19 protein-coding genes are annotated in these 23,786 nt (G+C 51.0%); 6 read left to right on the top strand and 13 right to left on the bottom strand.

Going from position 1 to position 23,786, the window contains the following annotated elements; translation table 11 throughout:
* The first annotated feature begins 320 nt into the window (after positions 1 to 320).
* Positions 321 to 1,547: a tyrosine--tRNA ligase gene (gene tyrS, locus EV209_RS08730; protein ID WP_130435079.1), complete on the top strand. Its 1,227-nt coding sequence runs from the start codon at positions 321 to 323 to the stop codon at positions 1,545 to 1,547.
* Between the two features lie 83 nt (positions 1,548 to 1,630).
* Positions 1,631 to 1,906: a hypothetical protein gene (locus tag EV209_RS08725; RefSeq protein ID WP_130435078.1), complete on the top strand. Its 276-nt coding sequence runs from the start codon at positions 1,631 to 1,633 to the stop codon at positions 1,904 to 1,906.
* Between the two features lie 22 nt (positions 1,907 to 1,928).
* Here the strand turns inward: EV209_RS08725 and EV209_RS16680 are convergent, their stop codons facing one another.
* From EV209_RS16680 to rpoB, 6 genes are all read right to left on the bottom strand, one after another.
* Positions 1,929 to 3,011 (bottom strand): nucleoside/nucleotide kinase family protein, encoded by a 1,083-nt coding sequence (locus tag EV209_RS16680; RefSeq protein ID WP_243647558.1) that lies wholly within the window; start codon positions 3,009 to 3,011, stop codon positions 1,929 to 1,931.
* Positions 3,008 to 4,723 (bottom strand): dihydroxy-acid dehydratase, encoded by a 1,716-nt coding sequence (gene ilvD / locus EV209_RS08715; RefSeq protein ID WP_130435077.1) that lies wholly within the window; start codon positions 4,721 to 4,723, stop codon positions 3,008 to 3,010. The genes EV209_RS16680 and ilvD overlap by 4 nt, the downstream gene beginning before the upstream one ends.
* Positions 4,720 to 5,448, bottom strand: a complete 729-nt coding sequence (locus EV209_RS08710) for a FadR/GntR family transcriptional regulator (protein WP_130435076.1) — start codon at positions 5,446 to 5,448, stop codon at positions 4,720 to 4,722. Before EV209_RS08710 ends, ilvD begins: the two co-directional genes overlap by 4 nt.
* Positions 5,449 to 5,563: 115 nt before the next feature.
* Positions 5,564 to 6,292: a tyrosine-protein phosphatase gene (locus EV209_RS08705; protein WP_130435075.1), complete on the bottom strand. Its 729-nt coding sequence runs from the start codon at positions 6,290 to 6,292 to the stop codon at positions 5,564 to 5,566.
* A 292-nt stretch (positions 6,293 to 6,584) separates the two neighbouring features.
* Positions 6,585 to 10,400, bottom strand: coding sequence for a DNA-directed RNA polymerase subunit beta' (gene rpoC / locus EV209_RS08700; protein ID WP_130435074.1), 3,816 nt, complete (start codon positions 10,398 to 10,400; stop codon positions 6,585 to 6,587).
* Between the two features lie 35 nt (positions 10,401 to 10,435).
* On the bottom strand, positions 10,436 to 14,287 hold the full coding sequence (rpoB, locus tag EV209_RS08695; protein ID WP_130435073.1) for a DNA-directed RNA polymerase subunit beta: 3,852 nt from the start codon (positions 14,285 to 14,287) through the stop codon (positions 10,436 to 10,438).
* Between the two features lie 280 nt (positions 14,288 to 14,567).
* On the opposite strand from rpoB, the gene EV209_RS08690 reads away from it, so the two are divergent.
* Complete coding sequence (locus EV209_RS08690; RefSeq protein ID WP_243647557.1) at positions 14,568 to 15,104, top strand: hypothetical protein; 537 nt, start codon at positions 14,568 to 14,570, stop codon at positions 15,102 to 15,104.
* A gap of 55 nt (positions 15,105 to 15,159) precedes the next feature.
* On the opposite strand, the gene EV209_RS08685 is transcribed toward EV209_RS08690, so the two are convergent.
* The 5 genes from EV209_RS08685 to EV209_RS08665 form a co-directional block, all read right to left on the bottom strand.
* Complete coding sequence (locus EV209_RS08685) at positions 15,160 to 15,654, bottom strand: GNAT family N-acetyltransferase (protein WP_165388874.1); 495 nt, start codon at positions 15,652 to 15,654, stop codon at positions 15,160 to 15,162.
* A gap of 24 nt (positions 15,655 to 15,678) precedes the next feature.
* Positions 15,679 to 16,074: a BlaI/MecI/CopY family transcriptional regulator gene (locus EV209_RS08680; protein ID WP_130435071.1), complete on the bottom strand. Its 396-nt coding sequence runs from the start codon at positions 16,072 to 16,074 to the stop codon at positions 15,679 to 15,681.
* Between the two features lie 122 nt (positions 16,075 to 16,196).
* Positions 16,197 to 16,619: a YwiB family protein gene (locus tag EV209_RS08675; protein WP_130435070.1), complete on the bottom strand. Its 423-nt coding sequence runs from the start codon at positions 16,617 to 16,619 to the stop codon at positions 16,197 to 16,199.
* Position 16,620: 1 nt separating this feature from the next.
* On the bottom strand, positions 16,621 to 17,445 hold the full coding sequence (gene murI / locus EV209_RS08670) for a glutamate racemase (RefSeq protein WP_207220592.1): 825 nt from the start codon (positions 17,443 to 17,445) through the stop codon (positions 16,621 to 16,623).
* A complete protein-coding gene (locus EV209_RS08665; protein WP_130435068.1) occupies positions 17,442 to 18,494 on the bottom strand; it encodes a D-alanine--D-alanine ligase family protein in 1,053 nt (350 codons plus the stop codon). The genes murI and EV209_RS08665 overlap by 4 nt, the downstream gene beginning before the upstream one ends.
* 143 nt (positions 18,495 to 18,637) lie before the next feature.
* On the opposite strand from EV209_RS08665, the gene spoIIR reads away from it, so the two are divergent.
* Positions 18,638 to 19,282 carry a stage II sporulation protein R gene (gene spoIIR / locus EV209_RS08660; protein ID WP_130435067.1) on the top strand — a complete coding sequence of 215 codons (645 nt, stop codon included), beginning with the start codon at positions 18,638 to 18,640 and terminating at the stop codon, positions 19,280 to 19,282.
* Between the two features lie 2 nt (positions 19,283 to 19,284).
* Here the strand turns inward: spoIIR and EV209_RS08655 are convergent, their stop codons facing one another.
* Together EV209_RS08655 and ispE are read right to left on the bottom strand one after the other, a co-directional pair.
* A complete protein-coding gene (locus EV209_RS08655) occupies positions 19,285 to 19,959 on the bottom strand; it encodes a GntR family transcriptional regulator (protein ID WP_130435066.1) in 675 nt (224 codons plus the stop codon).
* Position 19,960: 1 nt separating this feature from the next.
* On the bottom strand, positions 19,961 to 20,848 hold the full coding sequence (gene ispE, locus EV209_RS08650; RefSeq protein ID WP_243647556.1) for a 4-(cytidine 5'-diphospho)-2-C-methyl-D-erythritol kinase: 888 nt from the start codon (positions 20,846 to 20,848) through the stop codon (positions 19,961 to 19,963).
* 186 nt (positions 20,849 to 21,034) lie between these two features.
* Between ispE and EV209_RS08645 the strand changes: the two genes are divergently transcribed.
* Both EV209_RS08645 and EV209_RS08640 read left to right on the top strand, forming a co-directional pair.
* Complete coding sequence (locus EV209_RS08645; protein WP_130435065.1) at positions 21,035 to 22,564, top strand: MBOAT family O-acyltransferase; 1,530 nt, start codon at positions 21,035 to 21,037, stop codon at positions 22,562 to 22,564.
* A 12-nt stretch (positions 22,565 to 22,576) separates the two neighbouring features.
* Complete coding sequence (locus EV209_RS08640) at positions 22,577 to 23,737, top strand: DHHW family protein (RefSeq protein ID WP_165388873.1); 1,161 nt, start codon at positions 22,577 to 22,579, stop codon at positions 23,735 to 23,737.
* Positions 23,738 to 23,786 lie beyond the last annotated feature (49 nt).

Genomic DNA, 23,786 nt, shown 5'->3' with positions numbered 1-23,786 from the left:
TGTACAGAAAGCAGCCGGCCGATGAGAGGCGCACAGGCACGCATAGCGAATACATCTTTGAGCTCCGCACCAAACAGGATTTTCCTCAGTAGGCTGCGGCGGGCCCTGCACCCGTTATCGTGCTAGAGTATCTCCGTGATTGCCGGCATATTCACCGGACGTACTCGACGAGGTAGGCAGCGCGAGCTGTTTATGAAAAAAGGTGGTACCGCGGAATTTATCCCGTCCTTTCAATCAGGACGGGATTTTTTTATTCCCTAAAAGGAGCTTCTTTGTAAAAGAAGTCCGTTTGCGGAATTGACAGAAAGGAGATATCAATCATGAATCAGATTATTACCGCTCCGGAGGAGCAGCTGCGAATGATCGCAAAAGGCGCTGAAAAGATTGTGAACGAAGAAGAACTGCTGGCGAAACTGAAAAGGTCTGTGGAAACTCAGGTTCCCCTGACTGTAAAGCTGGGTTTGGACCCCACCGCCCCTGACATCCACCTGGGGCATACGGTTGTTCTGCGGAAAATCCGCCAGATGCAGGATCTTGGACACAGGGCAGTCATCGTAATCGGAGACTTTACCGGACGGATCGGAGATCCCACCGGCAAAGCGAAAGGCCGGTCCGCCCTCTCGGAAGAGCAGGTGCGCGCTAACGCGCAGACATACTGCGATCAGATTTTCAAGGTGCTGGACCAAGAAAAAACCCAGGTGCGTTTCAACAGCGAATGGCTGGGCAAACTGGATTTTGAGACAGTGCTGCGGCTGGGCGCTACCGTCACGGTTGCCAGAATGCTGGAACGGGACGATTTTCAAAACCGCTATCAGAACCAGGTGCCCATCGGGCTCCATGAATTTTTCTATCCCCTGATGCAGGCTTATGATTCTGTTTTTCTCAAGGCGGATCTGGAGCTGGGCGGCACGGATCAGACATTTAACATCCTGATGGGGCGCACTTTGCAAAAGTCCATGGGGCAGGAACAGCAGATCGCGATGTTTATGCCTATTCTGGAAGGGCTGGACGGAGTCGAAAAAATGAGCAAAAGCCTGGGCAACTATATCGGGGTGGACGAACCGGCAGAAGTCATGTTTAAAAAGGTTATGGAAGTTCCTGACCGGCTGATTCTCCGCTATTTTGAACTGGCAACGGATGAGCACCCTGACCGCATCGCACAGTTGGGCCGCGAGATGGAAGAAGGCAGAAATCCCCGAGACGTCAAGCTGGAGCTTGCAGGCATTGTGACCGGCCTGTATCATTCTTCAGAAGAAACCCGGCAGGCCAGAGCTTTCTATGAGACCGCCTTTAGTAAAAAACAGATTCCTGACCAGATCCCTGAACTGGTCCTGCCAGATTCCCAGGTTTCTCTGGCCGGCCTGATCGGCGCGCTGGTGGATGCAGGCTATGCTGCCAGCAAAAGTGAATTCCACCGGCTTCTGAAGCAGGGCGGAGTGCAGATGAACGGGGAAAAGCTGGGGCCGGACGCATTGGATACGCCGGTATCGGAAGGGGACGTACTGAAGCTGGGAAAAAAGCGATTTGTAAAATGGGTAAACCCTTGACAGGCGGCCCCATTGTCCGCCGGGCATTTTTCTGCTATACTGATCTTCAGATCACAGGCTGAAGCCGGACAGGAGGACAGGTAATGATACAAGTATCGGACATTATGCCGCTGAATTTTCTGAAAAAATCCCGGTTTGCGGGAAGCTACCGGGGCATGCGTTTTCTGCTGCATAAAGTTTCAGAAGGGGCGGAAGAAGCACAAAAGGATTGTCTGGAGGTGATTGTTTGGCCGGAACCTTTTTGTTTTGAGGCTTCCGAGGAATCAGATCATGTAAAAGCCAGCTTTGAATTCAGCGGCGACGGCATTGCAGAGGCCGTAGACTGGCTGAACAGACAGCACCGGGAACGCTTTTCTTAACCGCGTCCCCGGGGTTGTCTGTTCAGCCTTTCAGGCAAAGAGATTTTTCACGGATTCCATAAGCCTGGAAGTATTTATTTTCCATAGGAATCCATTCACTCACAAATCTCCTGAACATGAATTCACCGTTCCTCTCCAAAATGCGGCGTCTCTGCTCATCTCCCGGAATTTCCAGGAAAACCCGGAGGTCATAGAAGTCCCCGAAATAAGGGTGCTGGCTGTAAGCGCCTTCCACGATATTGATTCTGGAATAATCCGTATGGGTCAGGTCTGTCAGCCTCTGCCGGCCGCAGTCATAAATCCTGTAATTTAGCCCTCCTGGGTCCTTCAGATGGGACAGCACCTCTTCCTGAAACCTTTCATAATCCACATTCCCCCCGGCTTCCAGCAGCCGTTTCTCCGTCCGCTGGAAAGGCTGTAAAAAGTAATCGTCCATATGAAAGATATTGCAGTCATACACGCCTGAGAGCAGCCCGGCAAGGGTGGTTTTCCCACTGCCGCACATCCCGTCCACTGCTGCATTTATCTGGCCTGTACTTCCGCCTTCCGCCAGCAGCCTGTCAATTTGGAGAAATACTTCCAGATACTGCGCATAACGCCTGTCCACAATGCGGTACGCCGGATGGTAAAGTTCCCGGTAAGTCCGGCTATGGCTCAGAACCGGGCATCCCATGCCGCGGTACTCCCTGATATACTGCTCAGCCTCCTCTCCACTAAAAGGCAGCGTTCCCGCCCGGCAGAGGGCGGCCAGCTCTTCCAGGCTTTCCTGAAAAGCTTCCGGTTTACCCGCGGCGGTTTCCGCGGACCGCACAAACATAGCATTCAATGTACGCGCAGACAGCCCTGCGTCCATAGCGTCCAGATAGATCCGGGCCATTCCCTTTCCAGCGGGCTCCCACAGTATTTTTTCTCCGGGTTTTATCTCGCTGATCTGGCTGCCTTCATGAAAGGTCCCGTATTCCTCCTCCAGTCTCCGCAGGCTGGCCTCTGGGTCTGCAATCATATGGCCGCCGCCAAACTCAGACTGGTACAGAAGCTTCACCGCATCCTGCAGCTCCATCCCAGGATACTTGCTGAAGTGTTCTTTAAGAAGTTCTCCGGTCATTCCATGTAACCGCCTTTCATTGGCGAAACAGCCCGGTCAGCAAAAATGCGCAGCACCCCCTTGGGATATTTGTTCGGTCTGGGTTTCCAGGCTCTGCGCCGCTCTTCCAGGATCTCCGCGACTTCCTTTTCTCCCATTGCCTTTCCATGGATTCCCACGATCTGAAGTTTTCTCTCAGGGATGTTCAAATAAATAAGATCTCCTTCTTCTACCAGGGCCAGGGGGCCTCCTTCTGCCGCCTCCGGCGAAATATGGCCTACTGCCGGCCCTTTGGAAGCCCCTGAAAAACGTCCGTCCGTTAATAGGGCAATCGTGGAACCAAGTTCAGCGTCCGATGCAATCGCTTCAGTGGTGTAAAACATCTCCGGCATCCCGCTCCCTTTGGGGCCCTCGTACCGTATGATCACTGCGTCTCCCGGCTTGATCTCATGGGTCAGCACCGCATGGATGGCATCTTCTTCGCTGTCAAAGGGCCTGGCACGCAGGGTGGCTTCAAACATGGCTTTCGGCACTACCGTGTGCTTGACCACTGCTCCCTCCGGGGCCAGATTTCCTTTCAGAATCGCAATGCTCCCGTCCGTCCCGAACGCTTTGTCAAAAGGCCGGATCACATCCTCTCTGGTAAGGCCCAGCTCATCCAGATATTTTTTCCCCTTTTCATAATATCCGTTCCGTTTCAGTTCTTCCAGGTTTTCCCCCAGCGTCTTTCCCGTAACCGTCATCACATCCAGATGCAGCATGCTCTTAATCTCTTCCATAATCCGTGGCACGCCTCCGGCATAATAGAAATACTGTGCAGGAAACTCACCGGCCGGACGGATATTCAGCAGGTAATGGGCGCCTCTGTGCAGGCGGTCAAAGGTGTCCGCATCGATTTCTATGCCAAATTCCCGGGCAATCGCCGGCAGATGCAGCAGTGAGTTTGTGGAGCCGGAAATTGCGGCATGAACCATAATCGCATTTTCAAAGGACTTTATGGTAACTATCCTGTCCGGAGTAAGCTCATGTTCCGCCAGCCACACTGCCTGGCGCCCTGCTTCCCTGGCAAATTCCCTGAGCTCAGCGCTGGTAGCAGGCATCAGAGCGCTGCCCGGCAGGGCGAGGCCCAGAGCTTCTGCCATAATCTGCATGGTGGACGCTGTTCCCATAAATGAACAGGCTCCGCAGGAAGGGCACGCATTCTGTTTGTAAAAATCCATCTTCTCTTTTGAGATTTCTCCACGTTCATACATGGCGTTATAAGCGCCGATCTGCTCCAGTGTCAGAAGATCTGGGCCGGCGTCCATCACGCCGCCGGTCACAACAATAGAAGGAATATTGATTCTTCCCACTGCCATCAAATGGGCGGGCATGCTCTTGTCGCAGCTGGCAATGAAAACGCCGCCGTCAAAGGGAGTTGCATTTGCATGGATCTCCATCATGTTGGCCATCATGTCTCTGGACGCGAGGGAATAATTAATACCGTCATGTCCCTGTGCCTCGCCGTCGCAGATATCGGTACAAAAATATCTGGCGCCGTGTCCTCCTGCTTCTGCCGCTCCTGCCCTGGCTTCTTCCACCAGTTCCAGCAGATGGCCGCTGCCCGGATGGCTGTCTCCAAAAGAGCTCTCAATTATAATCTGCGCCTTCCCCAGATCTTCCGGCTTCCAGCCTGTCCCCAGCCTTAGCGGGTCCAGCTCCGGTGCAATTTTACGCAAATCCTGACTTTTCATCTTTTTTCCTGCCTTTCCTGATTTTCCGCATGATCCGGCATTATCCGGATTCTCTGCCTGTTATTTTCCAAATGTTCCCGCATGGCGTCCCGCGCTCCGTCCGCATCCCGGTTTTTCACCGCTTCTATCAAACGCCTGTGGGTCCTGATCGTTTCCTCAACCAGCTGCGCGTCGGTCAATGTTATAAATATAGAAATAGTCCGCTGTATCATGGGAATCAACTGCTCTACCACCTGATTCCTGCTGCAGACTGCAAGCAGCCGGTGCAGCTCCATATCCTTTCCACCATGGTCCCGGCCTGCAAGAAGCTCCTGCTCCACTTCTTCCGCAGCTTTCCGCAAGGACTCAATTTCCTGATCCGTAGCCCTGGCGGCTGCCAGAGCCGCGATTTCCGGTTCCAGCATCATCCGCACTTCACACAGGTCCAGCGCCAGCTTTTTCTTATCCCTGACAAAAGAAAAACCCAGTGGATCTTCCACCCTTCCTGGGTGGCTGCAGACAAATGTGCCGCAGCCCCTTCTGATTTCCAGAATATTTCGTGAAACCAGGATCTTCACGGCCTCCCGGACTGTACCACGGCCCACGCCCAGCTGTTCCGCCAGGTCAAATTCATTTGGCAGCTGCTGACCAGCTGCAAAGCTCCCGGCTACAATCCTGTCCGCAATCTGTTCCGCAGCCTGCTCAGGCAGAATCTTCGGAGTGTTTCGGACTGCCTGCAGTTTCATGGCTCTCCCCCCTTTCCTTTTCTCTTACATTTTGATATACATATGACGTATGATGTCTTTTGCTGAGTTCCAGCATACAATAACATCCTGGAACTGTCAACAAATTTTTAAACTTTTATTTCTCCACAAGTAATGCCTTCAGCTGCATCAAATCTGTTCTGGACGCGCCGCAGGAAATAAGGTACTGCTCCGTATCTCCCCAGGTTGCTTTTAAATATTCCATTGCCAGCTCCATCTCCTCCGCAGGAGAGGAAAACAGAACTTCCGGCACCTTCCATCCCGCTTTCTCCAGCATCAGTTTCTGCTGTTGAAATACCGGCGCCATATTTTCTGCGCTGGAAGCGTAATCTCTGATAATCAGCTCCTCTGGTACTCCTGCCAGGGAAAGCAGCAGCATTGCTGTAACCCCGGTTCTGTCCTTTCCGGCAGTGCAGTGAAATACTGCCGGTTTTCCTGCCCTCTCCACCAGCACCTGCATTACCTGCAGCATTTCTTGCTGATAAGAATTTAAGATCTCTATGTACAGCTCCGAAAGCCGTTTCGGAAACTGCTTTAAATCCGCCGCGCCCGTCATTCTGTCGGACATACAAACAGGATAATAGAGAAAGCTGTCATCCAGGCTGTCAGGCGCCTGTTCGATCTCTTTTCTGCTTCTTAAATCCAGTACGCATGTAATCCCCATCTGCCTCATCCAGCTTCTGTCCGCTCCGGAAAGCCCCGCCAGGCTGTCAGAACGGAAAAAGCAGCCCCTTCTGGTCATCCCACCGCTGGCAGGATAACCTCCCAAATCCCGGAAGTTATGGGCGCCGTCCATTTTGACAGGTATCGATATCCTGCAATCCATCCTCATTCTCCTCTCTAGCACATAGTGCGATCCCCCGGAGGGTTTTGTTTCATAGGAGACGCAGTTTCCTATGCAATGAAAAAGAATCCCGCTCGCGGGATTCCCCGCCTGCGGCGTGTCGCTTTAGCGACATGGCTCCTTACGCCGCAGTGCGATCCCCCGGAGGGTTTTGTTTCATAGGGAATGCAGTTTCCTATGAAACAAAAAACGCTGCCAAACATACCGGTACTTCGGTCGTTTGGCAGCACATCATTGTATTTTAAACTTTTCTGCCTGAAAACGCTCCTCTGAATCAGTCAATTGGCTCTTCTTCAAAATCGTTTTCCAGGTCGCCGGCCTCTTCTTCAGCTTCCGCATCCAGTTCAGCGTCCAGTTCTTCTTCCAGAATATCCTCTTCCAGCAGAACATCTTCAGCGTCCAGATCCTCTTCGTCCAGATCATCCTCCTGGGCTTCTTCCGCTTCTCTGGCAGCCTTTTCCGCCGCGATGCGCTCGGCCTCTTCCCGCTCTCTCGCCTCCCGGACGGCCTTTTCCTCTTCCCAGGCATCGGTATTCAGCTTCACGGAACGGTAACGCTTCATGCCTGTTCCGGCAGGAATCAGTTTACCGATAATGACGTTTTCCTTCAGCCCGATCAGGGGATCGACTTTGCCGTTGATAGCAGCTTCGGTCAACACCTTTGTGGTCTCCTGGAAGGATGCTGCGGACAGGAAGGAATTGGTAGCAAGGGAAGCTTTTGTGATACCCAGCATGATCTGTTTGCCTTCCGCAGGCTCCTTGCCCTCTTCCAACAGTGCCTCATTCATATCATTATAATCCAGCACGTCCATGGAAACGCCAGGCAGCACATCACTGTCGCCGCTCTCTTCTATGCGGATCTTTTTCAGCATCTGGCGAACGATCACCTCAATATGCTTATCGTTGATTTCCACGCCCTGCAGGCGGTACACACGCTGGACTTCCTGGATCATATAATCCTGTACGGCGCGCACGCCCTTGATCTTCAGCAGGTCATGAGGGTTGACGCTTCCTTCGGTCAGCTCGTCGCCGGCTTCCAGAGTCTGGCCGTCCAGCACTTTAATTCTGGAACCATACGGGATCAGATACGTCTTGGAGTTGCCGCTCTCCAGATCTGTAATCACAATTTCACGCTTTTTCTTGCTGTCCTTCACCGTTGCCACACCGCCGAATTCTGCGATGATCGCAAGGCCCTTAGGCTTACGCGCTTCAAACAGCTCCTCTACACGGGGAAGACCCTGTGTGATATCTCCGCCGGCCACGCCGCCGGTATGGAATGTTCTCATGGTCAGCTGTGTGCCAGGTTCGCCGATAGACTGTGCGGCGATAATTCCCACCGCCTCACCAACCTGTACAGGCTGGCCGGTAGCCATGTTGGAACCATAACATTTAGCACAGATACCGATATGGGACTTACAGGTCAGAATCGTTCTGATCTTTATGCTGTTCCTTCCGGTCTTTTCCAGTACTTTCATGACAGCAGCGGCGCGTCTGGGCGTCACCATATGATTTGCTTTCACCACGACTTCCCCTGTATCGGGATCTGTAATGGTTTCAGCAATATAGCGTCCGGTAATACGGTCCTGCAGGCTCTCGATCGTCTCCTGCCCGTCCGTAAAGGCTTTAATTTCCATAAAAGGAATCTGACGGTTGCCGTCTTTATCCACACGGTTTTCGCAGCAGTCCACTTCACGCACAATCAAATCCTGAGATACGTCTACCAGACGTCTGGTCAGATAACCGGAGTCGGCTGTACGCAGGGCTGTATCAGACAGGCCCTTACGGGCTCCATGAGCGGAGATAAAATACTCCAGTACATCCAGGCCCTCACGGAAATTGGACTTAATCGGCAGTTCAATGGTGTGGCCGGTGGTATCCGCCATCAGTCCGCGCATGCCGGCAAGCTGTTTGATCTGCTTATCGGAACCACGGGCCCCGGAATCAGCCATCATATAAATATTATTGTATTTATCCAGTCCTGTCAGCAGCTTATGAGTCAGAACGTCGTCAGTGTTTTTCCAGGTTTCAATCACCTCTTTATAGCGCTCTTCCTCAGTCAGCAGACCGCGGCGGAAGTTCTTCGCAATGCGGTCCACCGTATCCTGGGCCTGCTGAATCAGCTGGGGCTTTTCAGGAGGAACGGTCATGTCTGAGATAGATACTGTCATAGCCGCCCTGGTGGAATATTTATAACCCATTGCCTTGATCGCGTCCAAAACCTCAGCGGTCTTGGTAGCTCCATGGGTATTGATAACTTTTTCCAAAATTTGTTTCAGGCCTTTTTTGCCCACATGGAAATCCACCTCCAGAAGCAGCTCATTTCCGGGAACAGTTCTGTCCACAAATCCCAGGTCCTGGGGTATGATTTCATTAAACAGGAATCGGCCCAGAGTGGATTCCACCACGCCGGTTCTCACTGTTCCGTCCGCCATGGTATTGCGCACGCGGACTTTGACTCTGGAGTGCAGGGTGATCACCTGATTCTCATAAGCAAGAATCGCTTCATTCACGCTGCGGAAGCACTTGCCTTCTCCCTTATAGCCGGGACGCTCCTGAGTCAGATAATAGATACCCAGAACCATATCCTGAGAAGGCACTGCCACAGGCCCGCCGTCAGAAGGCTTCAGCAAGTTGTTGGGTGACAGCAGCATGAAACGGCATTCTGCCTGTGCTTCCATAGAAAGCGGCAGATGGACAGCCATCTGGTCGCCGTCAAAGTCTGCGTTAAAGGCGGTACACACCAGGGGATGCAGCTTAATCGCTTTACCTTCTACCAGAATGGGCTCAAATGCCTGAATACCCAGTCTGTGCAGCGTAGGGGCGCGGTTCAGCATTACGGGATGTTCTTTAATTACTTCCTCCAGCACATCCCAGACCTCTGTCTGAAGGCGTTCCACCATTTTCTTAGCGCTCTTAATATTATGAGCAATGCCTTTCGCCACCAATTCTTTCATTACAAAAGGCTTAAACAGTTCGATTGCCATTTCTTTCGGCAGGCCGCACTGGTAGATTTTGAGCTCCGGGCCCACCACGATAACAGAACGGCCGGAATAGTCCACACGCTTGCCCAACAGGTTCTGGCGGAATCGTCCTTGTTTACCTTTCAGCATATCGGAAAGGGATTTCAGGGCGCGGTTGCCCGGGCCTGTTACAGGGCGGCCTCTGCGGCCATTATCGATCAGCGCGTCTACTGCTTCCTGCAGCATGCGCTTCTCGTTTCTCACGATAATATCAGGGGCGCCCAGTTCCAGCAGGCGCGCCAGACGGTTATTCCTGTTGATAATCCTTCTGTACAGGTCATTCAGGTCGGAGGTGGCGAACCGGCCGCCGTCCAGCTGCACCATGGGGCGCAGATCCGGGGGAATCACCGGAATCGCATCCATGATCATCCACTCAGGCTTATTGCCGGAAGCGCGGAATGCCTCCACTACTTCCAGGCGCTTGATAATGCGGGCGCGCTTCTGTCCGCTGGCGTCTTTCAGCCCCTGCCGCAGTTCCAGAGATTCCTTCTCCAGATCAATAGCCCGCAGCAGCTCCTGAATCGCCTCAGCTCCCATCCCCGCGCGGAAGGAACCATATCCGCAGCGGTCTACAGCTTCTCTGTATTCCTTCTCGGACAAAACCTGCTTATACTGCAGGTCGCTGGTCCCTTTATCCAATACAATATACGAAGCAAAATATAACACCTTATCCAGTGTCCTGGGCGAAATATCCAAAATCAGGCCCATACGGCTGGGAATTCCTTTGAAATACCAGATATGGGACACCGGGGCTGCCAGTTCAATGTGGCCCATACGTTCACGCCGCACACTGGCTTTTGTTACTTCCACGCCGCACCGGTCGCAGATCACGCCTTTATAGCGAATCTTCTTGTACTTTCCGCAATGGCACTCCCAGTCCTTCTGAGGTCCGAAAATGCGCTCGCAGAACAATCCGTCTCTCTCCGGCTTGAGCGTTCTATAGTTAATCGTTTCCGGCTTGGTCACAGCGCCGTGAGACCACTCGCGGATCTTCTCCGGAGAAGCCAGGCCGATCTTGATGGCGTCAAAGGTCATCGGTTGATACGTTTCATTGGTTGTCATTTCAGGCATCAATGGCACTCCCTTCTAATCTCAGATTTGAAAAATCATTCGTCCAGGCTCTCTTCGTCGCCGGTGTAGTCTTCCAGGAATTCTTCTCCCGGCTCCTCCGCTTCCTCATCGACGAGTTCACCATCTGCAATCACCTGTTTGGTGTAGCCATAGGCGCCGAAATTCTCTTCTTCTCTCTGATACTGGCGGTCGGCGTCCTCCATGATGGAACGGAAATCTGTATTCCCGTAATCCACATTTTCACCGATCTCAACTTCCGTATTGTCCTCACGCAGCACGCGCACATCCAGTCCCAGGGACTGCAGTTCCTTCAGCAAAACCTTGAAAGATTCCGGAATTCCCGGTTCAGGGATGTTTTCTCCCTTAATGATCGCCTCATAAGTCTTTACACGGCCGATTACGTCATCGGACTTCACGGTCAGGATCTCCTGCAGGGTATAGGATGCTCCATATGCCTCCAGAGCCCAAACCTCCATCTCACCGAAACGCTGTCCGCCGAACTGGGCTTTTCCGCCCAGAGGCTGCTGCGTAACCAGCGAATAAGGGCCGGTGGAACGAGCATGGATCTTATCGTCTACCAGATGATGTAGCTTCAGATAATGCATATGCCCGATGGTAACTCGGCCGTCAAAGAACTCGCCGGTACGTCCGTCGCGCAGCTGCACCTTACCGTCTCTGTTAATGGGCACACCCTTCCACAGTCCTCTGTGTTCCAGATGGCTGCCCAGATATTCCATCACTTCAGGGCGGAGCAGGTCTCTGTATTTCTCTTCAAATTCCTCCCAGGAAGTGTTTACATAATCGTTGGCCACTTCCAGAGTATCCATAATATCATTCTCATTGGCGCCGTCAAATACAGGTGTGGAAATATTGAATCCCAGCGCCTTTGCGGCAAGGCTCAGATGGATTTCCAAAACCTGCCCGATATTCATACGGGACGGCACGCCCAGAGGGTTCAGTACAATATCCAGCGGACGGCCATTGGGCAGGAACGGCATATCTTCCACAGGAAGCACGCGGGAAACCACACCCTTGTTCCCGTGACGGCCCGCCATCTTATCTCCCACGGAAATCTTACGTTTCTGCGCGATATAAATACGGACTGTTTCATTTACGCCCGGAGACAGCTCATCGCTGTTGGCTCTGGTAAAGACCTTGGCGTCCACCACGATACCGTACGCGCCGTGGGGAACCTTCAGGGAGGTATCCCTCACCTCTCTGGCCTTCTCACCGAAAATAGCCCGCAGCAGGCGTTCTTCTGCCGTCAGCTCTGTCTCTCCCTTGGGCGTCACCTTGCCCACCAGAATATCTCCTGCGCGGACCTCAGCGCCAATGCGGATAATACCCCTCTCATCCAGATCCTTCAGGGCGTCTTCGCCTACGCCCGGCACATCCCGGGTAATTTCTTCCGGCCCCAGCTTTGTATCTCTGGCTTCTGCTTCATACTCTTCAATATGAACGGAAGTATATACATCGTCCTGCACAAGCCTTTCGCTGAGCAGAACAGCATCCTCGTAGTTATAGCCTTCCCAGGTCATAAACCCAATCAGGGGGTTCTTGCCCAGCGCAATCTCGCCCTGGCAGGTGGAAGGCCCGTCTGCAATTACCTCGCCTGCAGCCACATGATCGCCTTTAAAGCAGATAGGCTTCTGGTTATAGCAGTTGGACTGGTTGCTGCGCATGAACTTTGTCAGCTTATAAACATCCCTTGTCCCATCTTCGTCCGCTTTGATCACGATTTCATTGGAAGCGGAACGTTCCACCACTCCGGAACGTCTGGCAGTCATACACACGCCTGAGTCTACCGCCGCCTTGCCTTCCATACCGGTGCCCACTGCGGGAGCTTCGGTGGTCAGAAGCGGCACAGCCTGACGCTGCATGTTGGAACCCATCAGCGCACGGTTCGCGTCGTCATTCTCCAGGAAGGGGATCATAGCTGTCGCCACCGAGAATACCATCTTCGGGGACACGTCCATGAGATCGATCTGTTTTTTCTGGAATTCGGAAGTCTCCTCGCGGAAACGTCCGGATACATTGTTATGAATGAAATGCCCTTCTTCGTCCAGCGGTTCGTTCGCCTGGGCCACCACGAAATCGTCTTCCTCGTCGGCTGTCAGGTAAACCACATCGTCTGTAACAATAGGGTTATTGACATCTGTCTTATCCAATTTGCGGTAAGGTGCTTCCACAAAGCCGTACTCGTTGATCCTGGCATAGCTGGCCAGGGAGTTGATGAGGCCGATGTTGGGACCTTCCGGCGTCTCAATGGGGCACATCCTGCCGTAATGGGTATAGTGTACGTCACGCACCTCAAATCCTGCACGGTCTCTGGACAGACCGCCGGGCCCCAGAGCGGAAAGACGGCGTTTATGCGTCAGCTCTGCCAGAGGGTTGTTCTGGTCCATGAACTGGGACAGCTGGGAGCTTCCGAAGAACTCCTTCACAGCCGCAGTCACCGGCTTAATATTAATCAAAGACTGAGGTGTGATTCCGTCAATATCCTGAGTCGTCATACGCTCGCGCACCACACGCTCCATTCTGGACATACCGATGCGGTACTGGTTCTGCAGCAGCTCGCCCACCGCACGGATACGGCGGTTTCCCAGATGGTCGATATCATCATCCGCGCCGATGCCTGCTTCCAGATGCATGCAATAATTAATAGAGGCTATGATATCCTCTTTTGTGATATGCTTTGGAACCAATTCATGGATTCTGCGGTGAACCGCTTCCCTCAGTTCTTCCTCTGTGTCATTTTCTTCCAGAATACTTTTCAGCGCCGGATAAAATACTAACTCTGTAACGCCTGCTTCCCGGGGATCAAAGGGCAGGTACTCCGATGCGTCCACCATCATATTGGAGAGCACCTTAACATTGCGTTCCTCTGTCTGAATCATCACATAGGGAATCGCAGCGTTCTGGATCTGCGCGGCAGTCCTGCGGTTCAGCACAGTGCCTGCCTCAAAAAGCACCTCTCCGGTGGAAGGGTCCACCACATCTTCCGCCAGCGCCTGACCGTTCAGACGGTTGCGGAAATGCAGTTTTTTATTGAATTTGTAACGTCCCACTTTCGCCAGGTCATATCTCCTGGGATCGAAAAACATGCTGTTTAACAGGCTGGAAGCACTGTCAACAGACAGCGGCTCGCCGGGACGGATCTTTTTATACAGTTCCAGGAGACCGTCTGAATAATTATCAGAAGTATCCTTCTGGAAAGTGGCCATGATCTTCGGCTCCTCGCCGAACAGATCGATGATCTCCTGATTGGTGCCCCATCCAAGGGCGCGCACCAGCACGGTAACCGGAACCTTACGGGTACGGTCCACCCGCACAAAAAACACATCGTTGGAATCCGTTTCATATTCCAGCCATGCGCCGCGGTTGGGGATTACGGTACAGGAAAACAGCCGCTTACCCACCTTGTCGTGTGTAATACCATAATAAATACCGGGAGAACGCACCAACTGGCTGACGATAACACGTTCCGCGCCGTTGATCACGAAGGAGCCTGTGTCGGTCATCAGCGGGAGATCGCCCATAAATATCTGGTGCTCTTTGATCTCTCCGGTCTCATGGTTGCACAGCTTCACGGAAACCTTCAAGGGAGCCGCATAAGTGGCATCTCTTTCTTTGCACTCATCAATCGTATACTTGGTATCTTCACGGCATAACTCAAAATTACCAAATTCCAGGCTCAGATGGCCGCTGAAATCTGCGATCGGAGATATATCTTCAAATACTTCCTTCAGTCCTTCTTTTAAGAACCACTGATAGGAATCCTTCTGAATCTCGATCAGGTTGGGCATCTCAAGAACTTCTTTCTGTCTCGAGTAGCTCATTCTTACGCTCTTTCCTGATTTCACAGGCCGGATTCTGCTTTTTTCCATTCGACGTTCACCCCTGTTTTATGATAGTTAAATGTGACTCTTCTGCGCGGCCCACCGAAAACCCTGTAAAATCAAGGCTTTTATGGAAAAAAGGGCATAACAAGGCACATGACGCCACAATAGTGCACATGCCATCTTAACATAATTCTGTCAAGCTGTCAAGGATTTTTCTTATAAATAATAAAGAAACCTTACAGAAAACCTGCAGGCCCCTCTTGCGGAAATCTTTTCCTTCTGTTATAATATCCAGGTACATCATTAAAACCCAGGAGGATTTTTCATGAATATGAATCAAATGCTGGCAGCCAGCGGCGTGGACACATTCCTGACTGTCATGATCATCATCCTGCTGGTGGTCGCTGCAATCTTTGTTGGCCTCTATTTCCTCGGGCGCAAGATGCAGAAACGCCAGTCGGAGCAGAAGCAGCAGATGGACGCAGTGGCTCAGACCGTATCCATGTTGGTCATTGATAAGAAAAAAATGCGGCTGAAGGAATGCACAAGCCTGCCCAAACAGGTTTTAGAGCAGACTCCTAAATATCTGCGCCGCGCGAAAATGCCCATTGTCAAGGCAAAGGTCGGTCCCAGAGTGATGACCCTGATGTCTGATCCTCAGGTATTTGAGCAGCTCCCTGTGAAGCAGGAGGTCAAGGTAGTTGTCAGCGGCCTGTATATCACATCAATCAAGAGCGTCCGCGGCGGAGCCGTTCCGGCAGCGCCTAAGAAAAAAGGGATTTTTTCAAAGCTCCGCAGAAAAGCTCAGAATAAAATGAATGAAATGAACCAGCCAGATAAAAAATCGAAAAAGAAAAAATAATTAAGTGAGGGAAAGCAGTGTACGCGCTGCTTTCCCTCACTTAATTATTATCATCTTACCTTCTTCCGGGCTTCCCCTGTTCTCTTATCAGATAGTAATCCTGATTATTCAGGATAAACGTATTCCTGAACCCGTTTCTGGTATAAAATTTCAGTGCCTCCCCATTGTCTTTATGGCATTCCAATACAACAGGCGCGGGTCCGAATTCTGAATAAATACTGTGAATCGCTTTCTCCAATGCCTCTGAACCAATTCCCATCCCCCGAAAATTTTGATCAATTACAAATCCCATAATCCGAAAGAAAAGACTCCCTTTCACTGCTTCAGGATCTGCGCTGCATTCTATTGCTTCTCCAATCAAGATAATCCCAACAAATATATTATTATAGAGAATCGCGTAGCAATGGCCCTTAAGATTATTTGATTCCCCATACTCTGACAGTTCAATGGTATCCTCCACGTCTTCCACAAAATTTTTCGGGATATCGTCTCTTTGTATTTCTTTCAGGAATTTCTTATTACTGTCATTTAATACTTGTAATTGAACCATGCTCATTCCTTTCAGAACTGCCCCCTATTTAAGACCAGATACCAATTCCTTCAACCGTCCCGCTTCTTCCTCGGAAATTTTCTCAGATCCCAAATAAGTTTCCACAAATCTGCTGATTGAGCCGTCAAACCAGGCATCCATTAATTTTTTCTGGAGCTGCTCACGATATGCGGCCTCATCCATCAGGGGATGATACAAATACCCTTTCCCTGTCCCTCTGGGCTTACGCCTCACGCTGATATAACCCTTGCTCTCAATTCTGGCCAGAAAAGTGCAGACTGTGGGCGGTTCCCAAGCCTTGTCATAATTGTCTTTCAGAGATGTTCTGATCTCAGCAGCAGACAGATCCCTTCCCGCGTCCCAGATGCACTTTAGTGTCAGCAATTCGCTGTCGCTTAAATCTGTTGTACTTTTTCTCATTTTTACGTCACTCTTTCTATGTGTTGTCTATTGATGGTAGATATAGCGTAGCAAATATTCATTGGAATGTCAAGAAAGAAGTCAATGGCCAGCCGCTTAAGCGACATCTTTTGCTGACTGCCTCATCCTGCCGGAGTGACGTCGATCCGGATACTGCAGTCTCCCACATATTCATTGCTCATCTCCACGCCATACCGTATCCTGACATGGAGCTCTTCTTCCATTTCCTGCAGCTGGATGTCTTTCGTATCCAGCCCTACTTCAATTGCACCGTAAGGAGTGCAGTAAAAACTGGTGCTGCGGCGGTCCTGCCGGAAACTCATATGCACATGGGTGGAACCATTTTTAATCACATCCACCTGCCCGGGCTGTATTTTCAGCGTGTTTGTCACAGGAGCGGAGGTTCCGTCCAGGACTTCCTCATACATCAGATAGTGTTTATTGTTCTTATAGTAATAGCTCCCTACTGTTGTGACTTCCACAGTCTCTTCCCCGCCCTCCGAACTCTGCAGGCCGCTTACTTTAATAACAACATCCTTGTTCATCTCAATACTCCTCTATATTTACCACTTCCGTATGTTCTGCCGTACAGGGAAGGATGGAATCTGCAAAAGCCTGGAACCGCTCCGGTGAATCACTGACATAGAACTGATACTTGTCCACACCCTCGTCCAATCGGCCTTCATTCGTCATATCCCGGAATTCCAGCATTCTCCGCAGGCCTACTGCTGTCTCATAAGCAGGATTGACCAGGTTGACCCCCTCTCCCATCACCTTCCGGATCATGGAGCGGAGCAAAGGGTAGTGGGTGCAGCCCAAAACCAGGGTGTCCACTTTTTCCTGCTTCATGCTGTCCAGATACCTCTTTACCACCTCTTCTGTCAGAGGATCGTGCAGCCAGCCTTCCTCTACCAGAGGCACAAACAGAGGGCAGGCCTTTCCGATGACTTCGATCTGCGGGTCAAACTGGTGAATCAGGGCCGGATACAGGCCGCTGCTGATCGTCCCTTCTGTCCCAATGACTCCGATCCTCTGGTTCTGGGTTGCTTCCGCCGCTACCCTGGCCCCGGGCTTCACCACGCCGATGGTCGGGAGCTTGCACACTTCCTCCACAGCATCCATGGCATAGGCGCTGGCCGTATTGCAGGCGATTACCACTGCCTTCACCTGTTTGGTGAGCAAAAAGCGGACAATCTGCCTGGAATATTTGATAATCGTTTCCCTGGACTTGCTGCCGTAGGGAACTCTCGCCGTATCCCCGAAGTAGACGATTCTCTCTTCCGGCATCTGGCGCATAATCTCACGGGCTACCGTCAGCCCCCCTACGCCGGAATCAAATATTCCGATAGGGGCATTTTTATCCATATTCATTCTCCTCTGTGAAACGCTGTACGGATCAGGCGTTCAATCAGTTCTTTCTTCGCCAGCCCCCTGCTCTCCCAGAGCATGGGGTACATGCTGATGGCGGTAAAACCCGGCATGGTATTCAGCTCATTGAACACCACCCCGTCTTTATCCAGGAAAAAGTCTATTCTGGCCAGCCCGCTGCCGCCTACCGCCTGGAATATTTTCATGGCATCCTGCCTGATTTCTTCTTCCCTGCCCTCCGGCAGCTGCGGTGAAACATCTGTACGGGATTCCGGGTTGTTATATTTCGCTTCATAATCATAAAATTCCGCAGCCGAGAGCACCTCGCCCACGCCGGAGGCTGATATTTTCTCTTCTCCCAGCACGGCGCATTCCAGCTCCCTGCCGCAGATCATTTCTTCAATCAGTATCTTTTCATCTTCGGCCGCCGCCAGGCGTATCCCTCTTTCCAGCTGCTCCCTGTTCTCTGCTTTGGATACGCCGACAGAGGAACCTGCGCAGGAGGGTTTGACAAATACCGGATAACCCAGCTTAAACTCCACCTCTGCAATGATCTGCTGCATTTTATCCAGGTCCCTGCGATGAGTCCCAACGTACCTGGCCTGACGGATTCCCAATTTATCCACAACAATTTTCGTATACAGTTTATCCATGGAAACAGCAGACGCCAAAACCCCGCACCCCACATAGGGGATCCCAGCCAGTTCCAGTAGCCCCTGTACAGTTCCGTCCTCTCCGTACAATCCATGGAGCACCGGGAACACCACATCCAGCGGAAACTCTCTGCTCTCTCCATTTCCGGACACCAGCGCGCTTTTTCTGACCGCATCCGGCAGAATTACTGCCTGCTCCCGGCTGCTGCACCATTCCCCGCTGCGGATTTCCTCCGCGCTTTCTGCCCTCAGCCACCGGCCTTCCTTTGTAATGCCAATCAGCAGCAATTCGTAGCGTTCCTTATCTATCTGATCAATAATATTGACGGCAGACATGCAGGAAACCTCATGTTCTGAGGACTGTCCGCCAAATAAAACTGCAAGATTTATCTTTTTCATCATCATATCCTCTTTCTGCTCAGTTGTTAATTTATTTTACTCTCTGGCCGCCCAATGTGCAACCCTAATATTCCCATTTCCTGTATAACTGCTCCTGATCCGGGGATACTCCTGTCAGAATACATAAAAGGAAGGTGTTAGATATGAAAAACTTTTTTCAGGAACTGCGGCCTCTGCGTTTCCGCCTGCTTGCCGCTTTCCTCCCTGCTCTCATACTGATCGCCGCCGCTCTGGCGGATACCCGCGCCCAGGCACAGTCCGTCCAGCAGGAACTGTCCGGCTCCATACTGCGCTTCCATGTTCTGGCCAACAGCGATTCTCCAGAGGACCAGGCAGTCAAATTAAAAGTGCGTGACGCAGTCCTGGAGGCGCTTCAGCCCGCCCTTTCAGAAGTTTCCACTAAGGAAGAGGCCATGCAGGCGGCTGCCGAAAATGAAGAACTGATCCTGAAAACTGCGGCTGAGGTTCTTACGGAAAACGGTGTGGATCAGCCTGTCTCCATGGCCCTGGAAAACTGCTGGTTTCCTGCCAAAACCTATGGCGAACTGTGTTTTCCGCCCGGCTATTATGACGCGCTGCGCATTCAGATCGGAAACGCGCAGGGACATAACTGGTGGTGCGTGATGTATCCTGCCCTCTGCTTCACAGATATGACTGGAGGCGTGCTGGGGCCGGAATCAGAGGACCAGCTGCACGGCGTGCTGTCCGACGACACCTACAACAGTATGAAACCGGTGAAGTTCCGGTTCCGCTTTCTGACGTTCCTTAACAGGTTCCTGGAAAACTGAACTCAATTTTTTCCTTTCAGATTTCTGGTTACAGTGATTTCCTGGTTGTCAATATGCCTGCGCACTGCCTCTTTCCCAGCTTCCGGATCTCTGGACGCCAGGGCCTGGATGATCATCTCATGCTCCTGTGTCAGTACCGCCCGTTTGGCTTCATCTTTAATATATTCCAAACGGTAGCGGTACATCTGTTCGCGAAGGTTATTTATAATCTGTACCAGACGCTGATTTCCGGTAGCCTGATAAATTACTTCATGGAAATCTACATCCCGTTCTGTCATATCGATCAGATTCTTTTTCCGCGCCGCCTCAGAAAATGCGTGGTTTGCCCGGCGGAGCCTGGTCACCTCATCTCCGGTAATCCTCTGGCAGGCCAGCGTCATGGCGAGTTCTTCCAATGCCCTGCGAACTTCCAACACATCCCGAAGGCTTTTCTCCGAAATACTGGCCACCTCCGCGCCCTTCCGGGGAACCATTTTCACCAGACCCTCCAGTTCCAGTTTGCGGATCGCTTCCCGGATGGGAGTGCGGCTCACACCCAGCCGGTCCGCCAGCTGTACCTCTAAAAGCCGTTCTCCCGGCTCCAGTTCCCCCTTCAGAATTGCCTGCCGCAATGTATTGAACACCACGTCCCTCAGCGGCAAATATTCATTTACATTTACTTTTAAGAAATCATCCATTTTATCCCTCCTGTAATGCTTTGTTCTGAAAAGGCTGCGTCAGATAGATCTGCTGAACCAGTCCGCTGCCCTTCAGCCGGTAAAAGCACTGCCTTCCTGCCCTCTCATCATCAAAAATTCCGAAAACAGTGGGACCGCTTCCGCTCATCATTGCATTCAGCGCTCCCCCCTGCAGCATAGCCTTCTTTATTTTATCAATTACCGGATAAGCAGGAACAGTGACTGTTTCCAGCACATTGCCCATAGATTTGGCAAGTTCCCGCAGATCCCCCTGTTCCAACGCGGCAATCTGACCGTCAATATCAGGATGCTGTGAAATTTCATCTGCTTTCAGGTTATTATATACAAATTTTGTGGAAACGCTGATTCTCGGTTTTGCCACAAGAATATGGCAGGGAGGACACGGCGGCAGAACCGACAGTTTTTCTCCGATTCCTTCCGCCAGCGCGGTGCCCCGCATCAGACAGTAAGGAACGTCCGCTCCAATTCTGACTCCCCTCTGCATCAGCTCCCCCATTGACAGCCTGAGCCCCAGCAGCCTGTTGACTCCGATCAGGGCGGCGGCGGCATCTGCGCTTCCTCCGGCCATTCCTGCCGCAACCGGTATATGTTTTTCCAGCTCAATCAAAATTCCTTCTTCTTCCATGCCCGCTTCCTTCATTAAAAGAGAGGCCGCACGATAAACCAAATTATTTTCATCCACCGGCAGATAGTTCAGATTTGTCCGGACCTTTATTCCAGTTTCCCTGATCCGCTGTATTCTGAGACGGTCAAAAATACGGACTGTCTGCATAATCATACGAACTTCATGATAACCGTCCTCCCGTTTTCTCAGCACATCCAGTCCCAGGTTGATTTTTGCCATTGCCCGCAATTCCAGTATCTTCAAAATGAATCCTCCACTTTGTGTATTGTATACAGTATATTATATTCTGTTTGTTCACAGAATGCAACCCTTTTCCTGCGCCAGCCTTCCTTTTGCATCATTTTTCCCTTTACCTTATAATCATTTCATGTTATACTTTTCAGGCAGTTATTTACCAAACTCAGCCAAATCATATTCAAGGAGGCCTTCATGGTTTTCAGCAGTTTACTCTTTATGTTCCGCTTTTTGCCGGTGGTACTTCTTCTATATTTTATAGTGCCCAGAAAATTCCGGAATGCGGTGTTGTTTTTTACCAGTTTGATCTTTTATGCATGGGGGGAACCAAAGTATGTATTCCTGATGCTGTTTTCAATTACAGTGAACTATGTGTCGGGCCTGATGATTCACAGGCTGCAGAAGGATGACAGGAACAAACAGGCCAGATATTTTCTGATTGGCGCTGTTGCAGTAAACTTGCTGCTTCTGGGAATTTTTAAGTATACGGATTTTATTCTGGGCAGCATTAATTCTCTGGGGGCCGAGATCCCGCTGCTGAAACTTGCCTTGCCCATCGGGATCTCATTCTATACCTTCCAGGCCATGTCCTATACCATTGATGTTTACCGTCATGATGCGGAGGTAGAACGCAATTTTATCTCTTTCGGCGCATATGTCACTCTGTTCCCTCAGCTGATTGCAGGCCCGATTGTGCAGTTCAAAACCATAGCAAAGCAGCTGAAGACCCGCAAAGAAACTTCGGACGAATTCGTCTGCGGCCTGAATACCTTTATGGTCGGTCTTGGCAAAAAGGTTCTGCTGGCCAATAATATCGGCGTTTTGTGGGATACGGTATCCGGAATGCCTTTGGGGGAACTCCCTGTTCTGACTGCCTGGATCGGTATTCTTGCCTATACGTTCCAGATTTATTTTGATTTTTCCGGCTATTCCGATATGGCCATCGGGCTGGGGCATATGTTTGGGTTCCGTTTTCTTAAAAACTTTGACTATCCCTATACCTCGAAGAGTATTACAGAATTCTGGCGCAGATGGCACATTTCCCTGGGCACCTGGTTCCGGGACTATGTGTATATCCCGTTGGGCGGGAACAGAAAAGGCCTTTCCAAACAGTTGCGCAATATCGCCATCGTATGGCTGCTGACAGGCATCTGGCATGGGGCCAGCTGGAACTTCCTCATGTGGGGCGCTTATTTCGGCGTACTTCTGATGGTGGAAAAACTGTTCCTTTTAAAATATCTAAAAAAAGCCCCTGCTTTTATTTCCTGGTTCTATACCATTTTTCTGGTGATTATCAGCTGGGTGATCTTTGCCTTTGACCAGAGCAGCAGTATTTTCCTGTATCTGAAAAGCTTGTTCGGCTTGAATGGCAATGCGCTGTTCGACAGTCAGTCTATTTATCTGCTGTACAACAACGCAGTGCTGCTGGCTGTGCTGATTTTTGCTTCCTCTAAGCTTCCCTGCCGTCTGGCCGCCAGACTGATAGCCTGGCTGGATACAAAGGCCGGACAGAAAACGCTCCTGGCAGAAGTTATCGGTGAAATCCCCCAGGACGGGGAGTTTTCCGTTCCCGCACCAAGAAAAGTAAGGCGCAGCGCCTCTTCCATGGCTTGCTCCGCTGCTTCCTTCCTGCTGTGCAATGGTTTTTATATCATTATATTCCTGCTGTCCATTGCTTATCTGGTGGATGCAACCTATAACCCGTTCCTTTATTTCCGATTTTAACAGGAGGATATGATGAGAAATAAACTGACAATTGCGATTTTTCTGGTCCTGGTTTTCGGGCTGACAGCTGCCAGCCTGCTGAAAAAACCTGTTGAATTTTCAGAAAATGAAAACCGTTATCTGGCGCAGATGCCCGAATTTTCCCTGGACAGCCTGTTTTCCAGCGATGAAGATAAAAAATTTACCAGTCTCTATGAGACATTTATTACTGATCAGTTTGTAATGCGGGACCAATGGATCAGGCTGAAAACCTATACCGAACGCGCCACATTTAAACAGGATATTAAAAATGTTTTTTTCTGCAGCGATGACTACCTGATTGAAAACTACCCGGCAGGCGATTTCACTTCCCAGACTGCCGCAAACAACATTTCCGTTCTGGGGCAGTTTGTAGAACAGTACCAGGAAAAGCTGGGAGAAAACGGGGTCAGGGTAATGATCACCCCTACGGCGTCCCAGATATTGAAGGACAAGCTCCCTCCTTTTGCCTCTCCTTACGACCAGCAGGCATTTCTGGATTCCGTGCGCAGCGCGGTGGGTGAAAATGTTTACCTGGACGCGGCGGCCACATTGAGCGGCCATAAAAATGAATACATTTTCTACCGCACTGACCACCATTGGACAGCCAGAGGCGCATTTTATGCCTATCAGCTATGGGCGGACTCTCTGGGCCTGGAACCCTGGCAGGAGAAAGATTTCAATATAACGGAAGTCTCCGACTCTTTTCTGGGAACTGTATATTCCAAGGTGAACTTTCCCAACAAAGCAGATTCCATTCTCTGCTATCAGCCTGAGTCAGCAAAGATGAATTACCGCCTCACTGCTTTCAACGGTACTTCCAGGGATTCGCTGTATGTGCCTTCCGCTCTGGAAGGGAAGGATAAATACACCTTTTACACTGGACAGAATGACCCGCTTATTTCCATCCAATCATCAGGACCGGAAGGTACGGTGGAGCGGGGCCGGAAGCTGCTGATTGTGAAAGATTCCTATGCACATTCCTTTGTGCCTTTTGCCGCCAATCATTTTGAAGAAACCTTTATGGTGGATCTGCGGTATTATAATCAGCCGCTTTCCCAACTGATAGAAGAGAAAGGCATTACGGATATTCTCGTGCTCTATAATACAGAAAATTTTGCCACGGATACCAGCATTCCTAAAATGCTGAAATAAGTTTCCTATGCAACAAAAACGAGAGGCAGTTCGCCATTGAACTGCCTCT

Source organism: Cuneatibacter caecimuris (assembly GCF_004216775.1).
Taxonomy (GTDB): Bacteria; Bacillota; Clostridia; order Lachnospirales; family Lachnospiraceae; genus Cuneatibacter; species Cuneatibacter caecimuris.
Note: the sequence above shows the minus strand (reverse complement) of the source record. Positions and strands in the feature narration are given on the sequence as shown.